The sequence below is a fragment of the Pseudomonas sp. SCA2728.1_7 genome, assembly GCF_018138145.1.
Classification (GTDB): domain Bacteria; phylum Pseudomonadota; class Gammaproteobacteria; order Pseudomonadales; family Pseudomonadaceae; genus Aquipseudomonas; species Aquipseudomonas koreensis_A.
This window is the reverse complement of sequence record NZ_CP073104.1, coordinates 4,204,295-4,222,642: the sequence shown is the minus strand read 5'-3', so window position 1 is coordinate 4,222,642 and position 18,348 is coordinate 4,204,295. Positions and strand designations below refer to the sequence as shown.

The following is an 18,348-nucleotide window of genomic DNA, read 5'->3' as shown; positions in this document are numbered from 1 at the left end:
GGCAGCCGATTAGCGCTTTGCTGGCGCTTGGCGTTTTTGTGCTTCATGCGAAGGGCTTCGCTGAACGTAAACGCTTGAAATCGGCCTGCCCAGGCTCGGTTAACTTTTATGTTATAGTATAACAACACAAATAAACCAGCCCTGCTCTTGTCTTGAGCGATAAACCGCAGGAAGCTGAGCCAATAGCACTCCGGAATTCGTAATGAAAACTGCGCTGAAATGCTCGTTGTTGAGCCTTGGATTGTTGATGATTGGCAATTCATCGGCTCAGGTGGCGGCGCTTGCGACCTGCACACGCAGCGCAAATCTGTTGGCCTGCGTCGATGCCGACGGCAACGCCTATAGCGTCAACACCGTCGGCAACACGCTTTATCTGCGTGGGTTTGAAAAGGCCGGCCAGCGTTATTGGGCGCAAACCAATAGTCGTTTCGGCCAACTGACGTTCTTCACCGGCATCGCTTCTGACGGCGAAGCCTGGGTGGGCTACACACGACGTGTCGGCTGGACGACGATCAATCGGTTCTCCAGCTCGGGTGGTAGCAGCGCGAAATTCACCTGCAGCCGGATTACCGGCTGTTAAACCTGAGCCTCTCGCTGCGCCTGCTGCCAGGCCAGGTAACTGTCGACGGGGGGATTCTTTTCAAAGTAGCGCTGCAATCCTTTGAACAAACCGTCTGCCACGGCTTGCTGATGTCGAGCGGTGACCAATCGCTGGCTGTCCCGCGCATTGGAAATAAAGCCGGTTTCCACCAGGATTGAAGGCACGTCCGGCGATTTCAGCACTGCGAATCCAGCCTGTTCCACGCGCTTCTGGTGCAGAGTCGTAATGTCGGCAAGGCTGCCCAGCACCGTACTGCCAAGCTGCAAACTGGCGGCAATCGTTGCATTCATCGACATGTCGACAATCACCCCAGCGAGCATCGGATCCTTATCTTTCAAGTTGAGCAGACTCGTTGCGCCGAGCAGGTCGGCGCTGTTCTCCCGCTGCGCCATGAAGCGCGCAGTCGCCGACGTTGCGCCACCCTCAGAAAGGCAATACACCGATGCGCCAGAAGCCGTCAGACGCGGCGCTGCATCGGCATGCACTGAGATAAAAATGTCAGCTTTGTGCTGACGGGCGATCGCCACGCGCTTGCGCAATGGAACGAAAAAGTCGTCATTGCGTACCAGTTTTACGTCGAAGCCTTTCTCTTTTTTCAGACGCTTAGCCAGCATCTGCGCGATGGAAAGCACTACATCTTTTTCCCGTTCGCCCTTGGCGCCGACCGCGCCGGGATCCTTTCCGCCATGTCCTGGATCGACGACTACGATGATGTCGCGCTTCGGATGAGCGCTGATCTGCGGTGTTTCACGTGGAACCTTTGCGGCTATTTGAATCGGTTTTGCGCTGACCAAGTCCAATACCAAGCGATGACTTTGTCCGTCTTGCGGCGCCAAAAGAAAGCTGTTCAGTAATACCGGACTGTTCAGATCCAGAACAATACGTGCATCGCCCTGACCGAATGGCCCGGATCTGATCGCGCGTATCACCGTGTCATTCAGCGCCAACTGGCTGAAATCCCCACCCAAGCTTGCCCCACTCACATCAATGATGAGTCGTTCAGGCGCACTGAGCGTGAAGGTCTTGTAGCTGACCGGCCCACTCAAATCGAACACTAACCGCACTTTGTCCTCAGATCGCCAAAGTCGTGCCTGACGAATTTGCGCAGCAGACACGCTGAAGGGCAAAGCAAAAGCGGCGCTGGCCAAAATCAGATTGAGCACTTGACGTCTGTGCATATGAAAACCTGTTCATGAAAAAGACATCGTGATTTGAATTGTTATAATGTAACATCAAATTGAATCATCATGATGGTCCCGAACATGAATTCGCTTTCACTCCCGGATATCGCCGCGCAGACCGCTCGCCAAGCTTTGCCACTCGAATGGGTGGGCATGCAGGGCATCGCATTACCCGTTTTGTTGGAAGGCCAACGCCTGAATGCCAAGGCTGACGCTGGAGTGAGCCTTGATGATGGCGAGGCGCGCGGCATTCATATGTCGCGGCTGTATTTGGCCCTGGAGATACTCGAACAGGAACGCCTGACACCCGCCCTCCTGCACGAGGTACTCAAGCGCTTTCTAGAAAGCCACCAAGGGTTATCCAACTGTGCGTACGTGAATATTCACTGCGACTTACTGCTGAAACGCCCCGCGCTGATCAGCCCATTGGCCGGCTGGAAATCCTATCCGACGACTATTTCGGCAAGCCTGAAAAATCAAATGTTCCACGTGGAACTCAAAATTGACCTGCCCTACTCTTCGACCTGCCCTTGCTCAGCGGCATTGGCGCGGCAGTTGATCCAGCAACAATTTATCGACGACTTCGCCAACAAAGGCCTGCAGCACGCAGACGTTTTGGCATGGTTAGGCTCGACCCAAGGCATCGTCGCCACACCTCACAGCCAACGCAGCACTGCGCAATTGCATCTGCACCTCGACGAATTCATCGATGAATTGCCGCTGAGTGTGATCATCAATGACGCCGAGGCGGCCCTCGGCACCGCTGTACAAACCGCAGTAAAGCGCGCGGACGAACAAGCCTTCGCCCTCGCCAACGGCCAGAACCTGATGTTCTGTGAAGATGCCGCGCGCCGTCTGAATCTGGCATTGCGTCGCACCCCAGGAGTCAGCGCATTTAACCTGCGGGTCATTCACGCCGAAAGCCTGCACGCCCACGACGCCGTCGCCGAAAGCCACTGGCAGCGTGAACAAGCATGATCCGCTGCCAATCGCTGAGTTGGGGCGCACCCGGTCAACCACTGACGAGTCCGCTGAGTCTTGAGTTCGACAGCGGCAGCCTGACCGCGATCATCGGTGCCAATGGCTGTGGCAAGAGCAGCCTGCTGAAAGTCATCGCCGGATTGCAGAAACCTTTGGCAGGTAACGTTGCCCTCAGTGTTCCACGCCAAAGCGGGTTGTCATTCCTGCCCCAGCAACAGCATCTCGACCGACAATTCCCCATCAGCCTGGAAGAGCTGATCTGCGCCGGTTTCTGGGGCCGACGGCTTTCAACACGATTGCGCGCACAACGTCTGAAAGACGCACTGGAAAACTGGCACCTCAGCGGACTCGGGGAGCGTCCACTCATGGCCCTGTCCGGTGGAGAACTGCAACGTGCCCTCCTCGCCCGACTGAGTCTGACCGACGCTCCAGTGTTGTTGCTCGACGAACCCCACGCCGCACTCGATGAGCTCGGCCAACAACTGCTCTGGCAGCACATCCATACCTGGCATCGCGAAGGTCGAACACTGGTCGTCGTGTGCCACGACCTCGCCGCCGTACGCCAGCACATCCCGCAAACCTTGCTGATCAAAAACCGCGAATGCGTGTTCGGAGCCAGTAACGAATTGATCCGGCAAACCCCTCACACGCAGGTGGCCTGATGCTCGCCGTCGCCCATTTCTGGCAGCCGTTCAACGAATTTGTATTCATGCGCCGCGCCCTGCTCGGCGGCTTGGTATTAGCGTGCAGCACTGCGCCGCTCGGCGTGTTTTTGATTCTGCGACGGATGAGCCTGATCGGTGACGCTGTTGCCCACGGCATCCTTCCTGGCGCCGCATTAGGATTCTGGTTTGCCGGACTGAGTCTGCCTGCACTCACACTCGGCGGCCTCGGCGCGGGTCTGAGCATGGCCGGACTCGCGGCGTGGATCACCCGCCGAACGGGTCTACGCGAAGACGCCAGCCTCGCCGCGATCTATCCCATTTCCCTCGCCAGCGGCGTACTGATTCTCGGCATCGCCGGCAAACGCCTCGATCTGTTGCACCTGCTGTTCGGCTCAGCACTGGCCGTCGACGGGCCGACCCTCAACGGCATGTTATGGGTCTCGGGCTTCAGCCTGATCGCTATGGCGCTGATCTACAAACCGCTGTTGCTCGACACCCTCGACCCACTGTTCCTGAGAACCGTCAGCCGCCTCGGTCCACTCGCTCACGGCGTCTTTCTGACGCTGGTGGTGCTCAATCTGGTGATCGGTTTCCAGGCCATCGGCGCACTGATGGTGGTTGGACTGATGATGCTTCCCGCCGCCGCTTCGCGATTCTGGAGCCGCCGTCTGCCGATCCTGATGGCCATCGCGGCGGTCATCGGTTGCCTCTCGGTGTGGTTCGGCTTGCTGCTGTCGTTCTACTACTCGCTGCCCAGCGGCCCGGCCATCGTGTTGGTCGCCGGTGTCGGCTATCTGCTGTCCGTGGTGTTCGGGCCGGTTCACGGTTTGTTGCGCCGCCCGCCTTTGCTCACATCCCAATGAGGTGTTTCCCGATGCGCGCTCTACTCGTGTTGCTCAGCCTGATGCTGTCGATGTCCTTGTCAGCGGCGGAAAAACTACCGGTGGTCACCAGCTTCAGCATCCTCGCCGACATGGTGCATCAGGTCGGCGGCGAGCATATCCAGATCACCAACATGGTCGGCCCGGACGCCGATGCACACACTTACGAACCGACACCGGACGATGCCAAAGCATTGCTTGGCGCAAAATTGATCATCAAAAACGGCCTCGGTTTCGAGCCGTGGCTGGATCGTCTGGTCACCAGCACCGAGACCAAAGCCACGGTCATCAGTGCCAGCCACGGCGTGATTCCGCGCTCACTGGATGAGGACGGCGAAACTGTTCCCGACCCGCACGCTTGGCATAATCTGGCGAACGCCGAGTTGTATATCGCCAATATCACCAAGGCACTGGTCGCTGCGGATCCTGCAAACAAAGCCGACTACGAACGCAACAGCAAAACCTACCTGAAGCAGATCTACGCCCTGCTCGCCGAGGCCAAAGCCAAACTCGGGGCACTGCCTCCGGGCAACCGCAAAATCGTTACCAGCCACGATGCCTTCGGTTACCTCGGCCAGGCGTACGGCATCGACTTCATGGCACCGCAAGGCCTCTCCACCGAACGCGAACCCTCGGCCGCCGAAGTCGCTGCGCTGATTACCCAGATTCGCCAAGCCCACGTCAAAGCGGTGTTCATGGAAAACATCAAAGACGCGCGCCTGCTCAAACAGATCGCCGACGAAAGCGGCGCGCACATTGGTGGCACGCTCTACTCCGACGCGCTCGCCGCCAGCGGGCCCGCCAGCACCTTCACCGGGCTGTTCGAATACAACCTCAATACCCTCTACAACGCGCTGAGCCAACCATGATCCGCAAGAATCCTTCAGGTGATTTGCCACAGATTGCCGAGTCGGCCTATGTCGATAAAACCGCGATCATCTGCGGCAAGGTGGTCATCGGCGAGAACGTTTTCGTCGGCCCTTATGCGGTCATCCGTGCCGATGAAGTGGACGCGTCTGGAGAGATGGAGCCAATCACCATCGGCGCCAATTCGAATATCCAGGACGGCGTGGTCATCCATTCCAAATCCGGCGCAGCAGTGACCATCGGCGAGCTCACGTCCATCGCCCACCGCTCGATCGTTCACGGCCCCTGCGTCGTTGGCGACCGCGTGTTCATCGGTTTCAACAGCGTGTTGTTCAACTGCGTCGTCGGCAATGGCTGCGTGGTGCGGCACAACTCGGTGGTCGACGGCCGCGATTTACCGGACGCGTTCTATGTACCCTCCACGACTCGCATCGGCCCGAATACCGACCTCTCGCAATTTCCACCGGTGAGTGTCAGCGCTTCGGAGTTTTCCGAAGATGTGGCGCGCACCAATGTCGATCTGGTGCGCGGCTACAAAGCCTTGCAGAACGAGTTCTGAACCATGAGCAGCGTGCTGATTCGCAACGCAAGGCTGGTCAATGAAGGACGCGAGTTCGACGGCGATCTGTTGGTCAGCAACGGGCGCATCGTCAAGATTGCCCGCAGCATCGAAGGCGAAAACGCCAAGGTGGAAATCGACGCGAATGGCCAATGGCTGTTGCCGGGAATGATCGATGACCAGGTGCATTTTCGTGAACCGGGGGCGCCGGCCAAGGGCAGCTTTTCCACCGAGTCGCGAGCGGCGGTCGCGGGTGGCATCACCAGTTTCATGGACATGCCCAACACAAATCCGGCCACCCTCACCCTCGAAGCACTGACGGATAAAAAACGGCGGGCGGCGATCAACTCGGTGGCCAATTACGGCTTTCACTTTGGCGTGAGCCGCGACAACCTCGATACGGTCGCCGCGCTCAATCCCTGCGAAGTGGCTGGGGTGAAAGTGTTCATGGGCGCGTCCACCGGCAACATGCTGGTGGATGATCCGCAAATTCTTGAGCGACTGTTCGCCGAGGTGCCAACGATCCTGTTGGCCCACTGCGAACACACGCCGAGCATCGACGCCAACGCGGCCAATCTGCGTGAGCTGTTCGGTGAGCGAATACCACCCGCTGCTCACCCGCTAATCCGCAATGCCGAGGCATGTTATCGATCCTCTTCACTGGCGGTGGAGCTGGCGCAACGTCACGGCACGCGCCTGCACGTTTTGCACCTGACTACGGCGCGTGAACTGGCGTTGTTTGAAGACAAACCGCAGGCGCAGAAACGCATCACCGCTGAAGTCTGTCTGCATCATTTGCTGTTCGATGATCGCGACTACCCAAGCCTTGGGAACTTGATCAAGTGCAACCCGGCGATCAAGACCCAGGCCGATCGCGATGCGTTGCGCGCGGCCCTGAACAGCAATCTACTGGACGTGATCGGCAGTGACCACGCGCCGCATACCTGGGAAGAAAAGCAACGGCCTTACACGCAGGCGCCTTCTGGATTACCGCTGGTACAACATGCGTTGCCAGCGTTAATGGAGCTGGTTGCGGATGGAATTTTGTCGATCACGACCTTGGTGGCGAAGACCAGCCATCGCGTCGCGGATCTGTTTGCGATTCCGGATCGGGGGTATTTACGTGAAGGGTATTGGGCGGATCTGGTGCTGGTTGAACGGCAAACGCTGGAGGTCGATCGGCAACCGATTCTGTCGCAGTGCGGATGGACACCGTTTGCCGGGCGCAGCTTTCGGCATCGGGTGAATGCGACGATTGTCTCGGGGCAGATTGCCTGGCGGGAGGGTCGAGTGAACGAGGGATGTCGCGGGTTGGCGCTGAGGTTTATGCGCTGAATCCAAAGAAGCTTTCGCGAGCAGGTCGAATCGTCGCACCGTCGCTCCCACATCAGACTGCATCACAAAGTGGGAGCGAGCCTGCTCGCGAAGCTTTTAGGCTCTTGGTTTCACAGCGCCACAGTCCTGGCCCAGCCAAACCGCGCGGGTCTCGAGACTGCCCTTCTGATTGATCCCGATCGCGTTGAACGTGCCGTTGGCCACGGTGGTGAACTCACGATCACTGAGGAACGTCGCCACCCCGGTGCCCTGCGCTTTCGGGCAACTGAAACGGAATTTCCACTGGTTGCCCGTGCGATCGGTAATCTGCTGTTTGCAACCCGATTGCGGGTCGGCCAACGGAATATCGTTGGTCGCCACTTGCTGCGGCGTCAGACACGCGCGAATACCCTTGCCGCCGATATTGATCCCGTTCTTTTCCAGCGCCGCGCGTTGTTGCGGGGTCATCTGACCTTGCAGCTGGCCGAGGATCGATTGCACATCCATCGGCTGGTCATCGACCTTGACGTTGCTCGATGTCATTTCCCACAGCCCCGGCTGCAGCATCTGCGCCTGCGCAACCACCGGCAATGCCAAACCCAGGCCCAGCGCCAAACCCAGCAGACGAACGTTCATCGAAAAACTCCTGATCAGTAGTGGCCGTTAGACGTCGGCCGATTGCTTCGGTTCATGCCCCAATTAAATAGCGACATTCGCGCCAGAACATGGTCTGTTAAGCATTGAATCTTCCGGAGCAAGGCTGCCCCATGGATTATTTTGGACCGCACATTTTCGGTTATCTGATTGCCCTGATACACACCCTCGGCTTGATCGCTGCCATTCACGCGGTGCTCACCGTACGCACGGCTCAAGGCTCGATCGCCTGGGCATTGTCGCTGATCTTCATTCCCTACCTCACGCTTATTCCGTACCTGGTGTTCGGCCGCAGCACCTTTGATGGATACATCAAGGCGCGGCGCCAGGCGAATGAACAGATGCGTCAGGCCATCTCCGAATTGAACTGGCGTCCGTGGGTGGAAGAGGCACTGACTGCGCGCGCCTCGAATGCCTACGCCTCGTTACGCGCCATGCCCAAACTCGGTCGCATGCCGTGCCTGGCGAACAATCAAGTGCAACTGTTGATAAACGGTGCGGCCACTTTCGACGCGATCTTCCAGGCTATCGATCAAGCTAAAGAAGCGGTGCTGATTCAGTTTTTCATCATTCACGATGATCGGCTCGGCCAGCGCCTGCGCGATCTGTTACTGAGGAAAGCCGCCGGAGGCGTGTCTATTCACCTGCTCTACGACGGCATCGGCAGCCACGCCCTGCCCCACAGTTATGTGCAGGCATTGCGCGATGGCGGCGTTGAGGTCAAAGCCTTCGCCACACGCAGCGGCTGGCTCAATCGCTTTCAGGTCAACTTCCGTAACCACCGCAAGATCGTCGTGGTCGATGGCGTGGTCGGCTTTGTCGGCGGGCACAACGTTGGCGATGAATACATGGGTGAAAAACCACCGCTGGCACCCTGGCGCGATACCCATGTGAAGGTACGTGGCCCGGTCGTCGCGTGTATGCAGGAATCCTTTGCCGAAGACTGGTTCTGGGCCGCGCGAGCCTTGCCGCCGCTGATCCTGCCCGACGAATACCCGGATGACGGCGTGCTCTGCCAATTGCTCGCCAGCGGCCCGGCGGACGCCTACGAAACCTGCTCGCTGTTCTTCGTCGAAGCGATACACGCGGCGACCGAAAGAGTGTGGATCACCAGCCCGTACTTCATCCCCGATGAAGCGGTATTCGCAGCGTTAAGATTGGCGGTGTTGCGCGGTGTCGATGTGCGATTGCTGCTGCCGTCGCGTCCCGATCACCGCATCGTCTACGCCGCTTCCAGCCTCTACGCCTTTGAAGCCGTGCGCGCCGGCGTGCGGGTGTTCCGTTACGAACCCGGTTTCCTGCATCAGAAAGTGGTGTTGATCGACAGCGAAATCAGCGCCATTGGCAGTGCCAATCTGGACAATCGTTCGTTCCGGCTGAATTTCGAAGTCATGCTGCTGACCGTCGACAGCGACTTCGCCGCCCGTGTGGAAAGCATGCTTATCGCCGATTTCGAACAAGCCTACGAGATTGCCAAAGAAGAAAGCCGGGAGATCCACCGCCTGCAACAGGTCGGCATGCGGATCGCCCGGCTGATTTCGCCGATTCTCTAAAAACCCTTCACCCTGACCATCGGCCAAGGGAGAGAGGATTATTCAGTGTTAAGGGTTATAGATGTCGTCGCGAGTCCACGGCAGTTCATGGCTGCCATCCGGGTGGGCCTTCACCGCGAGGATCTGGTGCAGATTGATCCAGCCACGCGCGAACGCATAGGCGCAACCGGCGAGGTACAAACGCCAGATGCGCAGCGCCTGATCCGGTACCAATTTGCCAGCGGCTTCGAGATTGTCCTCCAGCCGTTCGCTCCAGTGATCCAGCGTACGCGCGTAGTGCAGGCGCAGACTTTCAACGTCAACAACCTCCAGGCCGGCTTCGCTGATCTCGGCCGAGATCATCGCCAGGTGCGGTAACTCGCCGTTGGGGAATACGTACTTCTCGATGAAATCCCCGGCACCGCGTCCCACCGGTCGGCCATCGGTGTGTTTGGCGGTGATGCCATGGTTCATCACCAGACCGCCCTCCTTCACCGCGCCGAACAGGGTTTTGCAGTACTCGGCGAGATTGGCGTGACCGACGTGTTCGAACATGCCGACGCTGACGACCTTGTCGAAACGCCCGTCCTGGGGCAGATCGCGATAGTCGAGCAACTGCAGTTCGATCTGGTCTTCGAGGCCTTCGGCTTTGACCCGCTCGCGTGCCAGTTCCAGCTGTTCCTTGCTCAGAGTGATGCCGAAGACCTTCGCGCCGAACTCTCGAGCGGCATACCGCGCCAGCCCACCCCAGCCGCAACCGACATCCAGCAAGTAGTCGCCTGGCTGCAAGCGCAGCTTGCGGCACAGATGACGGAATTTGGCTTGCTGGGCTTGCTCAAGCGTTTCGCTGCCGGTTTCGAAATACGCGCAGGAATACGCCATGTCGCTGTCCAGCCAAAGCTGGTAGAACGCATTGGACAGGTCGTAGTGGTAGGAGATGGCTTTGGCGTCGGTTTCCTTGTCGTGCACCGAACGCACGGGGTTACTGTCGTCATCTTCACCGAGCAAGGCATTGCTCAATTCGTCGCAGACCCGGATGACTTCGCTGATCGAACCCTCCAGTTCAAGTTTGCCTTCAACGAATGCCGCGCCGAGCGCATCAAGGCTTGGATGGGTGAACTGGCTGACCATCTGCGGGTCCTTGACCACGATGGTGACGCTGGGCGCTGGCCCAAGATTGAACTCATGGCCGTCCCAGAGCCGCAGTCGAAGCGGTAGCTGCAGATTCTGTAAGGCCGGTGGAAGTTGCGCGAGCATGGAAAATCCCCCCTTGTTTCAGACGTCTGATCTGAGGGTAGCCCATCCTTGAAAAATAGCAGGCTATCGATTTGATAGCCGCCGACTATAAACCTGGAAGGCTGCTTGATCCGTTTTCAACGCGCCTGATCTGAGGACAAACAACCCGGTGCGCAGTTCAAAAAATGATCAATTCTGCTCTTTCATCTTTAGCAGAGGCTCTTGGAAACGCAACAAACGACCGGCGTTACCCAGTACCAGCAATGTGCTGAGGTTGTGCAGCAGCGCGGCAATCATTGCCCCGGCAGCGCCAAGCCAACCGAAGGCGGCGAACACGACGATGGCCAGCGTCCAGCCCAGCCCGATGATCACGTTGACCTGCAACGTCCTGCGGCACTGACGACTGAGTCGTACGCAGGTGCCGAGCCGACGCAGATCGCTGCCAATCAAGACGATGTCCGCCGAGGCCAGCGCGATATCCGCTCCGCCCGCGCCCATCGCCACACCGACCACGCCCGCCTTGAGCGCGAGCGAATCGTTGATGCCGTCGCCCACCACCATTGGCCGGAAGCCGTTGTCGATTTCCTTGAGCACGCGATTGAGTTTGTCTTCGGGCAAGGCTTGCGCCTGGACTTCGTGCAATCCGACATCGCGCGCCAGGGACTGGGCCACGCTCTGGCGATCCCCGGTCAGCAACAGTTGCCGACCAAGGCCCAGTTCACGCAATTCGCCGAGGGCAAAGCGGGCTTCCGGCTTAACCGTGTCGGCCAGCAACAACCAGGCGAGGAATTCACCATTCAGAGCCAGTCCGGCGATCGGTCCATCATGCTCAGGGACCGCGGTGGTGGCGATCGCCAACTGCGCGAACAATTCCGGTCGACCGAGTGCCGCTTCGCCCTGCTCCGTCATGGCCACCACGCCGAGTCCTTGGCGTTCATGAATATCGCTCAGCGGTAAACATTCTTCCTGACCGACCAACCCCGCAAGCGCACGACTGACCGGGTGACTGCTTGCCGCGCCGAGACTGGCGGCGAGCGCGATGACCGTGGAAGACTCTGTGCGCGGGCTGATGATCGACTGCAAGCGGAGGGTGCCGTATGTCAGGGTTCCGGTCTTGTCGACGACCAGTGAAGTGAGGTCGGCCAGTTCTTCAAGAAACGCCGAACTGCGGATCAGAATGCCGTGGCGTGCCGCTACCGCGACACCGGCAATCGCCGTGGCCGGTGCCGACAGCACCAACGCGCAGGGACAGGCTGCGACCAACACGGCGAGCATCGCTTGGGCATCATGGGTGATAAACCAGGTCACCGCCGCCAGCAGCAACACCAACACCATGTAGCTGCCGGCGTAACGTTCGAGCAAACGAGTGATTGGCGGTTTCGAGCGCTCTGCGTTCTGCATCAATGCGATGACTTTGCCCAGCGTCGACTCATCGCCAGTGCGCGTCACTTCGATACGCAGCAGACCGTCGAGGTTGATCGCACCACCAAACACCGTCATGCCGACACCCGCCTCGACCGGTACTGATTCACCGGTAATCGAAGCCGTATCGAGACTCGCCTGCCCGGACAACACTCGACCATCGGCGGGAACCCGATCACCGGCGCGCACTTCAACGGTGTCGCCTGCCTTCAACGTGGCGTTGTCCACTTCGATGATCGAGCCATCTGCTTGAACCTTGCGCGCATGGCTGCGGGTCAGTTGACCGAGGGCGTGGATCGCTTCCTGCGAACCAATGACACTGCGCTCTTCCAACACATGACCAAAGATCATGATGATCGGCAGCAACGCCGCCGTCAGCAGATCACCGGTCGCCCAGGCGCCGAGCATCGCCAGGGCGATCAATTGATCGGTGATGCCGTGCAGGCTCGGATAGCGCAGGCTGAACCACGCCGAACGCATCACGGGCACGCCCACCAATAACGATGCAAACCCAAGCAGCAACTGACTGACACCGGTTTGCTCGGGCATCTGCCAACGCCAGATCAGACCCAGACCCAACAGGCCCAGCGCAAGCATGGCCAAGGTGAGTTGCCGTGCAGCGCGGCGTTGTTCGGCCGAAGACAACAAGCTCGGTGCGGCAGTCGTTGCAGTCATTTACTGGCTCCCTGAATGATCAGGCGGGAATCGTCTTTCGAGTCGACCGTGGTCACCGAACCGGCCTGACCGAGAATCTTCGGCATGCGTTCGCGGTAAAGGCGCAGGAGAAGTTGCGGGTCGGTGCTGCTGGCCAGACTCGACACCGTGGCCGTGTCCGCAGACGCCTTGGCCAAGCGCTCACCGGCCTGCGCGTGAGCGACTTGTAGCGTGCGATCGGCTTGTTCGTTGGCGCTCTGGGTGAGTTTCTCGGCGTCAGTGCGTGCATTGGCCACGGCTTTGTCGGCCTGCTGACTGGCCGTCAATACTGCGTTAAAAGCACTGACCGCCGGATCGGGCAGACTCGATTGCACATCGACCCGCGCCACTTCAATGCCGATGCCCTGCCCGCTCGCTTTCAACTCGGCCAAGCGCTTGTTGATACCTTGCACCAGATCACCGCGAAGTCTTTCGCGGCGTTCGGCCGCTTGGTTGTCAGCGCCGATCAACTCCGGGCGAGCGACGAGAATCGTGTCCAGATCCCGCGCGGCAGTCAGCGCCACGGCGCTGCGGGTGACCAATCGATCCAGCGCTGGCAACACATGATCGGCCTGCAACACGAAGTCGTAAGGGTCGCTGACTTTGTAAAACACCCGCACATCGAGTTGCACTACGCCGGCATCACCGGTCAATAAATAACCAGAGCCCGCCAGCGCATCGCTTAACGGTACGGCGAAAGAAGCGACGCGATCAGCCTTCACTGCTTCATCGCTGCGCAACAGGTTTTCCACTCGACGTTCAATGACCCGATCCGCTGCCGGCAGCAAAATCACCTGTTCGAACGGCTGTGGCCAGGCCAATAACAGACCGGCATTCTGGATGCGATCGAGTGCGCCGAAATGCAAAACCACCGCACGACTCTGGGGGTCAATTTGCCGCACATTGGAAAATCCCCAAGCCAATGCGGCCAATACCGTCACTGCATACAAGGCGAAAAACGCCAAACGCCCAGCCTGAATCCACGGACTGTTAAGCGAATGTGTTCCACGTGGAACTTGTTCACTCATGGCTGCGATCCGGATTTGCTGTCGAGTGTCGGCGGGCCATCGACCAGCACGCGGAATGGCGCGGCGTCGGTGCGCAGAATCAATTTGGTGTCCGGCGTAACCATGGTGCCGAGGGTGTCGAGCGAGCGCAGCAAGTTGTAGAGCTGTGGCGAACTGGCGTACGCGCGGCCATAAATCTGCGCTGCTTCGACGCGAGACTGCGCTTCGATTTCTGCTGCTTTTACCGTCGCATCCGCTTGAACAATCCGTGCATCGCGTTCGGCAGCAGAGCGGATTTGTGCGGCTTCACGTTTACCGATCGCCGTTCTTTCAGTGGCGATGGTTTCACGCTCAGCGCGCATGCGATCGACGGTGGCAGTGAGCGTCACCGACGGCAAGGTCAAACGCTCGATGCCGACTTGCACCACCCGCACGCCATACGTCGCGAGCAATTGCTGATCGATCTGCTCGCGCAGCTGCGTCTCGAAATCGGCGATACGTACCTGACTGGCATCGGTGTTCACCAGACTCGCCAGATCGAAACTGCTGGCGGTGGTTTCCAATGCCGAGCCGACAAAGGTGCGAATCTGCCGCGCCGCTTCATCCGGTTGGTTCTGCACCGCCCGCATAAAGCGCTGCACGTTATCCGGATCACCTTGTACCTGCCACGCGACGTAGGCTTGCACAATGATGCGCAAACCGTCGCGCGTGCCGACATCCTGCAAGCCGCTGGAGGTGGTGCGCAAACGCAAATCCACCGGGATCGCCGCCTCGAACGGTGCCGGCCAGCGCCAGCTCAAACCGGGGTCAAGCAGCACCCGCGATGGATTACCGAAACGGGTAATGACCGTGGCTTCGCCGGAGCGCACTTGCACCAGGCTCGCCGCCGCAATGGCAAACGCCACCAACAAGGCTGCCCAGCCCATCCGTCGCCACGGAAAAGGCCCGGCCTCTTCCGGCGCACCGTGGTGGTGATGGCCATGATGATGGTGATGCCCGCCGTGACCGTGATCGTGGCCGCTGTGGTCATGATGATCGTGTGTGTGCGACTGACTCAATGGGCGACTCCTGGTTGAGCGGTGGTGCGCGCGGGCGTCGGGTCGGCCGGCAGCGTGAACGTACGCAGGTCGATGGTCGGGGCATTGCTGCTGCCACCCAGACGATGATCGAGTATCAGCAATCTGGCTTTGCTCAGGCCTTGGCTGAGCTGGCCGAGGTATTGCTCAAGTACGAAGGCCTGACCGGCGCTGGCGAAGGCTTTTTGCTCGGCACTGAATCGCAGGTCCGCCGCCTGCGCCGTAGCGCTGGTTTCCCGCGCATTGGCACTGGCCTGATCGCGAGCCAGGCTGGCCTGCAACTGCGCCTGATTGCTCGCTTCAGCCGCCGCGCCACGCTCACGAGAGATCAAAGCCTGCGCACCAATCTGCGCCGCTTGCACGCTGTGATAGGCATTGGCGGCACCGGCCGGCGGATGAATGGCTTCGACGACCGTGGCGAGAATTTCCACGCCGCTGTCGAGTTTTTGCAGATCGCTTTGCACCGCGCGACCGATCTCCTCGCCCAGCCCTACACGGTCTTGACCGAGCAAACCGTCGAGCGTACGAGAGGCAAAGTCGTGCACCAGAATCCGGCTCGCAGTGCTGCGGATCAGCGTTGGCACATCGGCACTGTTGTAAGTGGCGGCCAGCGCAGCCTGATCAGTCAGGCCAATGCGATAGACGAAGCGCACGTCCATGTTGACGACCTGGAAGCTCTGTTGCTCGCCACGGCTGCTGGCGATGACTTGCGACTTGTCATTGACATGACTGGCGTCCCACAAACGGTTGGCGGTTATGGGCGCCGGCCCTTCCGCTGGATCGGCTTGCAGCGGTGCAGGGTTCTCGCCGACGCTGGTGGCCAACTCATGGACCACGCCGTTTTCAACGATCAACACCCGCCCCAGCGGCCACGGTAGACCCGTGTGCAATCCCGGGCCGAACACCTGCAGCGGTTTGCCGAAACGTTCATAAATACCACGACCCTGTAACGGGATTTCATGGACGCCGGTGAGTAACCAACCCACTGCTGCAACCAATGCCAGCACCGGCAGAAACGCCCGGCGCATGTAGCTGAATGCCCAGATCTGACGCAGATCGATGCCAAAGCGATTGTGCAATTCATGCTGCAAGGCAAGTAACGGCTGCGGAGGCCAACGCAGCATGTCGGCGACAAAACTGCGCGCCAACAACGTCGGTTCAAGCCGCTCACGGCGAGGGCTGAATATTGAGAGAACGGCGCGCACTAGCAGCTCGATCGCGACAAGTCCCGGCAAGATGCCGATCAACACGGCAACGCGCGCCGGCCACACGGCATTCTCGCCGGCAAACAACAAACACAACGCGCCCAGCACCAGACTGATGATCGCCACGCGCGTCAGTTGTGCCAATGCCCCTGCTTCGGGCCATTGCGCTGGATGTTCCTGGGCCAGTTGCCGCTCCAGTACCAGCAAGCCGAACGCCAGCAACAGCGCCAACGCCGCCCCCACCGTGGCAGATAACCCCACGGCAGCAGCCGGCAACGCGAGGCTCCACACTGAATCGATGCTCAGCACCACCAGCAGCGCCCAGCCCGCCTGCCACAGCGTCGCCGCACCAATCTGGTTGAGCAGATGCAGACTGCCTTGGCTCAAGCGCTCCAACAGCCGCTCGTACCAGCCCTGCGGCGCGGATTGTTGCTCATCAGCAAGCGGCGCCGGCACAACAGCAGGATTGATCACCTGCGCGCGCCAGTGCGTCACCCACCACGCCGATTGCAGTCCTGCGACCAGCACCAGCAGCGCCGCACTCTGGCTGACCAGCAGCGGCGGCCACAAAGACTGCGGGGCAAACAGCCCGACAAAAAATGCCAGCACCCACCCTGCCCCGGCCAATCCGCCGAGGCTGACCGCCCAGCGTCGCAGGCGTCGGCTTTGCACCGCTGCCTGCTGAAAGCGCGGCAGTCCGGTCACTTGCGGGCCTTCCACGTCCAGATCGACTTGCATATCACCCCAAACTCATTGGCTCACACCTGTATATCGTTACGATATAACGAATTAGGTGAAATATTCGTACACAATTACGCTTATTCAAAGACGCCCAACCTGTCGCTTGCCTGAAGCCTTGACCGAAATGCCTGGAAACGCACATATTACGTTCGTAATTTTTATCCAGTACTACTTTTAGCGATCCGCGTCCATCAAACAGGAGCAAGCGCATGAGCAACTATGACGTAGTGATTCTGGGCGGCGGCCCCGGTGGCTATAACGCGGCAATCCGCGCCGGCCAGCTGGGTCTCAAGGCCGCTTGCGTGGAGGGCCGGGCAACGCTCGGCGGCACCTGCCTGAACGTCGGTTGCATGCCGTCAAAAGCGCTGTTGCATGCCTCGGAGCTGTACGACGCGGCGATGGGTGCGGAATTCGCCAATCTCGGCATTGAGGTCAAACCGACGTTGAATCTCGCGCAGATGATGAAACAGAAAGACGAGAGCGTGGCCGGCCTGACCAAAGGCATCGAATTTCTCTTTCGCAAAAACAAGGTCGAGTGGATCAAGGGCTGGGGCCACATCGATGGCCCCGGCAAGGTCACAGTGACCAACGATCAGGGCAGCAAAATCGAACTGACCGCCAAGGACATCATTATCGCCACCGGTTCCGAGCCCACTCCCCTGCCCGGCGTCGAGATCGACAACCAGCGCATTCTTGATTCAACGGGCGCGCTGTCGTTGAGCGAAGTGCCCAAGCATCTGGTGGTGATCGGTGCCGGAGTGATTGGCCTGGAACTGGGCTCGGTATGGCGGCGTCTGGGCGCGCAGGTCACCGTGGTCGAATATCTTGATCGCATCTGTCCGGGCGTCGATAGCGAGGCTGGAAAGACCCTGCAACGCTCGCTGAGCAAACAAGGCATCGCCTTCAAGCTGAGTTCGAAAGTCACCAGCGCCACGTCTTCCGCCAACGGCGTGCGGCTCAGCGTTGAGCCTGCCGCGGGCGGCACTGCCGAGTTGCTTGAAGCCGATTACGTGCTGGTCGCTATCGGTCGTCGCCCGTACACCCAAGGGCTCGGTCTGGAAAACGTCGGCCTGAGCACTGACAAGCGCGGCATGCTCGCCAACAAACAGCATCGCACCGAAGCCGCCGGGGTTTGGGTGATTGGCGACGTGACCTCCGGGCCGATGCTCGCGCACAAGGCTGAAGACGAAGCCATGGCCTGCGTCGAGCAGATCCACGGCAAGGCTGGCGAGGTCAATTACGACCTGATCCCCAATGTGATCTACACCAGACCGGAACTGGCCAGCGTCGGCAAGACCGAAGAGCAGCTAAAGGCCGAGGGCCGTGCCTACAAGGTCGGCAAATTCCCCTTCACCGCCAACAGCCGAGCGAAGATCAACCACGAGACCGAGGGGTTCGCCAAAGTCCTCGCTGATGAGCGCACCGATGAAGTACTCGGCGTGCATCTGGTCGGCCCGAGTGTGAGTGAAATGATTGGCGAGTTTTGTGTGGCGATGGAGTTCAGTGCTTCGGCTGAGGACATTGCTTTGACTTGCCATCCGCATCCAACGCGGTCAGAGGCGTTGCGCCAGGCGGCGATGAATGTCGAGGGGATGGCGACGCAGATGTAGGCTTCTGAAATCTAGGTGGTTGAAACACCGCTTTCGCGAGCAGGCTCACTCCTACAGTTGACCGAGTTCTTCAGAAACACCGCGATCAATGTAGGAGTGAGCCTGCTCGCGAATGGGGGCCAC

16 protein-coding genes are annotated in these 18,348 nt (G+C 59.5%); 9 read left to right on the top strand and 7 right to left on the bottom strand.

Annotation, left to right across the window (positions count from 1 at the left end):
* Positions 1-202 precede the first annotated feature (202 nt).
* On the top strand, positions 203-580 hold the full coding sequence (locus tag KBP52_RS18745) for a glutamine synthetase (protein ID WP_123593473.1): 378 nt from the start codon (positions 203-205) through the stop codon (positions 578-580).
* Here KBP52_RS18745 and KBP52_RS18740 read toward each other — a convergent pair.
* Positions 577-1,779, bottom strand: a complete 1,203-nt coding sequence (locus KBP52_RS18740) for an N-acetylmuramoyl-L-alanine amidase (protein WP_212620743.1) — start codon at positions 1,777-1,779, stop codon at positions 577-579. The genes KBP52_RS18745 and KBP52_RS18740 overlap by 4 nt on opposite strands.
* A gap of 84 nt (positions 1,780-1,863) precedes the next feature.
* Here KBP52_RS18740 and folE2 point away from each other — a divergent pair, with 84 nt between their 5' ends.
* From folE2 to KBP52_RS18710, 6 genes are read left to right on the top strand one after another with little or no spacing between them, the layout of a single operon-like run.
* The gene (folE2, locus tag KBP52_RS18735; protein WP_212620742.1) at positions 1,864-2,760 is read left to right on the top strand and encodes a GTP cyclohydrolase FolE2; all 897 of its coding nucleotides are present in this window, start codon (positions 1,864-1,866) and stop codon (positions 2,758-2,760) included.
* Positions 2,757-3,425 carry an ATP-binding cassette domain-containing protein gene (locus KBP52_RS18730; protein ID WP_212620741.1) on the top strand — a complete coding sequence of 223 codons (669 nt, stop codon included), beginning with the start codon at positions 2,757-2,759 and terminating at the stop codon, positions 3,423-3,425. The genes folE2 and KBP52_RS18730 overlap by 4 nt, the downstream gene beginning before the upstream one ends.
* Positions 3,425-4,291: a metal ABC transporter permease gene (locus KBP52_RS18725; RefSeq protein WP_212620740.1), complete on the top strand. Its 867-nt coding sequence runs from the start codon at positions 3,425-3,427 to the stop codon at positions 4,289-4,291. Before KBP52_RS18730 ends, KBP52_RS18725 begins: the two co-directional genes overlap by 1 nt.
* A gap of 11 nt (positions 4,292-4,302) precedes the next feature.
* Positions 4,303-5,178: a metal ABC transporter substrate-binding protein gene (locus KBP52_RS18720; RefSeq protein WP_212620739.1), complete on the top strand. Its 876-nt coding sequence runs from the start codon at positions 4,303-4,305 to the stop codon at positions 5,176-5,178.
* Positions 5,175-5,735, top strand: a complete 561-nt coding sequence (locus tag KBP52_RS18715) for a carbonate dehydratase (RefSeq protein ID WP_212620738.1) — start codon at positions 5,175-5,177, stop codon at positions 5,733-5,735. Before KBP52_RS18720 ends, KBP52_RS18715 begins: the two co-directional genes overlap by 4 nt.
* Positions 5,736-5,738: 3 nt before the next feature.
* A complete protein-coding gene (locus KBP52_RS18710) occupies positions 5,739-7,070 on the top strand; it encodes a dihydroorotase (protein WP_212620737.1) in 1,332 nt (443 codons plus the stop codon).
* Between the two features lie 96 nt (positions 7,071-7,166).
* On the opposite strand, the gene KBP52_RS18705 is transcribed toward KBP52_RS18710, so the two are convergent.
* On the bottom strand, positions 7,167-7,685 hold the full coding sequence (locus KBP52_RS18705; protein WP_038359480.1) for a DUF3617 domain-containing protein: 519 nt from the start codon (positions 7,683-7,685) through the stop codon (positions 7,167-7,169).
* Between the two features lie 131 nt (positions 7,686-7,816).
* Here KBP52_RS18705 and cls point away from each other — a divergent pair, with 131 nt between their 5' ends.
* Positions 7,817-9,256, top strand: a complete 1,440-nt coding sequence (gene cls / locus KBP52_RS18700) for a cardiolipin synthase (RefSeq protein WP_212620736.1) — start codon at positions 7,817-7,819, stop codon at positions 9,254-9,256.
* Positions 9,257-9,304: 48 nt separating this feature from the next.
* On the opposite strand, the gene cfaB is transcribed toward cls, so the two are convergent.
* The 5 genes from cfaB to KBP52_RS18675 all read right to left on the bottom strand — a co-directional run bounded on the left by cfaB (position 9,305) and on the right by KBP52_RS18675 (position 16,612).
* Positions 9,305-10,492, bottom strand: a complete 1,188-nt coding sequence (cfaB, locus tag KBP52_RS18695) for a C17 cyclopropane fatty acid synthase CfaB (RefSeq protein ID WP_212620735.1) — start codon at positions 10,490-10,492, stop codon at positions 9,305-9,307.
* 168 nt (positions 10,493-10,660) lie between these two features.
* Entirely contained in the window at positions 10,661-12,568 is a 1,908-nt protein-coding gene (locus KBP52_RS18690; RefSeq protein ID WP_212620734.1) for a cation-translocating P-type ATPase, read from the bottom strand.
* Positions 12,565-13,614, bottom strand: coding sequence for a protease modulator HflK (locus tag KBP52_RS18685; RefSeq protein ID WP_212620733.1), 1,050 nt, complete (start codon positions 13,612-13,614; stop codon positions 12,565-12,567). The genes KBP52_RS18690 and KBP52_RS18685 overlap by 4 nt, the downstream gene beginning before the upstream one ends.
* A complete protein-coding gene (locus KBP52_RS18680; RefSeq protein WP_212620732.1) occupies positions 13,611-14,651 on the bottom strand; it encodes a protease modulator HflC in 1,041 nt (346 codons plus the stop codon). The genes KBP52_RS18685 and KBP52_RS18680 overlap by 4 nt, the downstream gene beginning before the upstream one ends.
* Positions 14,648-16,612 carry a protease modulator HflK gene (locus KBP52_RS18675; protein WP_212620731.1) on the bottom strand — a complete coding sequence of 655 codons (1,965 nt, stop codon included), beginning with the start codon at positions 16,610-16,612 and terminating at the stop codon, positions 14,648-14,650. The genes KBP52_RS18680 and KBP52_RS18675 overlap by 4 nt, the downstream gene beginning before the upstream one ends.
* Positions 16,613-16,824: 212 nt before the next feature.
* Between KBP52_RS18675 and lpdA the strand changes: the two genes are divergently transcribed.
* Positions 16,825-18,225 carry a dihydrolipoyl dehydrogenase gene (gene lpdA / locus KBP52_RS18670; protein ID WP_212620730.1) on the top strand — a complete coding sequence of 467 codons (1,401 nt, stop codon included), beginning with the start codon at positions 16,825-16,827 and terminating at the stop codon, positions 18,223-18,225.
* The last annotated feature ends 123 nt before the right edge of the window (positions 18,226-18,348 follow it).

Bases quoted from the DNA above. Each gene is read 5' to 3' on its own strand.
- KBP52_RS18745 (WP_123593473.1), top strand. From the start codon at position 203: ATGAAAACTGCGCTGAAATGCTCGTTGTTGAGCCTTGGATTGTTGATG.
- KBP52_RS18740 (WP_212620743.1), bottom strand. From the start codon at position 1,779: ATGCACAGACGTCAAGTGCTCAATCTGATTTTGGCCAGCGCCGCTTTT.
- folE2 (WP_212620742.1), top strand. From the start codon at position 1,864: ATGAATTCGCTTTCACTCCCGGATATCGCCGCGCAGACCGCTCGCCAA.
- KBP52_RS18730 (WP_212620741.1), top strand. From the start codon at position 2,757: ATGATCCGCTGCCAATCGCTGAGTTGGGGCGCACCCGGTCAACCACTG.
- KBP52_RS18725 (WP_212620740.1), top strand. From the start codon at position 3,425: ATGCTCGCCGTCGCCCATTTCTGGCAGCCGTTCAACGAATTTGTATTC.
- KBP52_RS18720 (WP_212620739.1), top strand. From the start codon at position 4,303: ATGCGCGCTCTACTCGTGTTGCTCAGCCTGATGCTGTCGATGTCCTTG.
- KBP52_RS18715 (WP_212620738.1), top strand. From the start codon at position 5,175: ATGATCCGCAAGAATCCTTCAGGTGATTTGCCACAGATTGCCGAGTCG.
- KBP52_RS18710 (WP_212620737.1), top strand. From the start codon at position 5,739: ATGAGCAGCGTGCTGATTCGCAACGCAAGGCTGGTCAATGAAGGACGC.
- KBP52_RS18705 (WP_038359480.1), bottom strand. From the start codon at position 7,685: ATGAACGTTCGTCTGCTGGGTTTGGCGCTGGGCCTGGGTTTGGCATTG.
- cls (WP_212620736.1), top strand. From the start codon at position 7,817: ATGGATTATTTTGGACCGCACATTTTCGGTTATCTGATTGCCCTGATA.
- cfaB (WP_212620735.1), bottom strand. From the start codon at position 10,492: ATGCTCGCGCAACTTCCACCGGCCTTACAGAATCTGCAGCTACCGCTT.
- KBP52_RS18690 (WP_212620734.1), bottom strand. From the start codon at position 12,568: ATGACTGCAACGACTGCCGCACCGAGCTTGTTGTCTTCGGCCGAACAA.
- KBP52_RS18685 (WP_212620733.1), bottom strand. From the start codon at position 13,614: ATGAGTGAACAAGTTCCACGTGGAACACATTCGCTTAACAGTCCGTGG.
- KBP52_RS18675 (WP_212620731.1), bottom strand. From the start codon at position 16,612: ATGCAAGTCGATCTGGACGTGGAAGGCCCGCAAGTGACCGGACTGCCG.
- lpdA (WP_212620730.1), top strand. From the start codon at position 16,825: ATGAGCAACTATGACGTAGTGATTCTGGGCGGCGGCCCCGGTGGCTAT.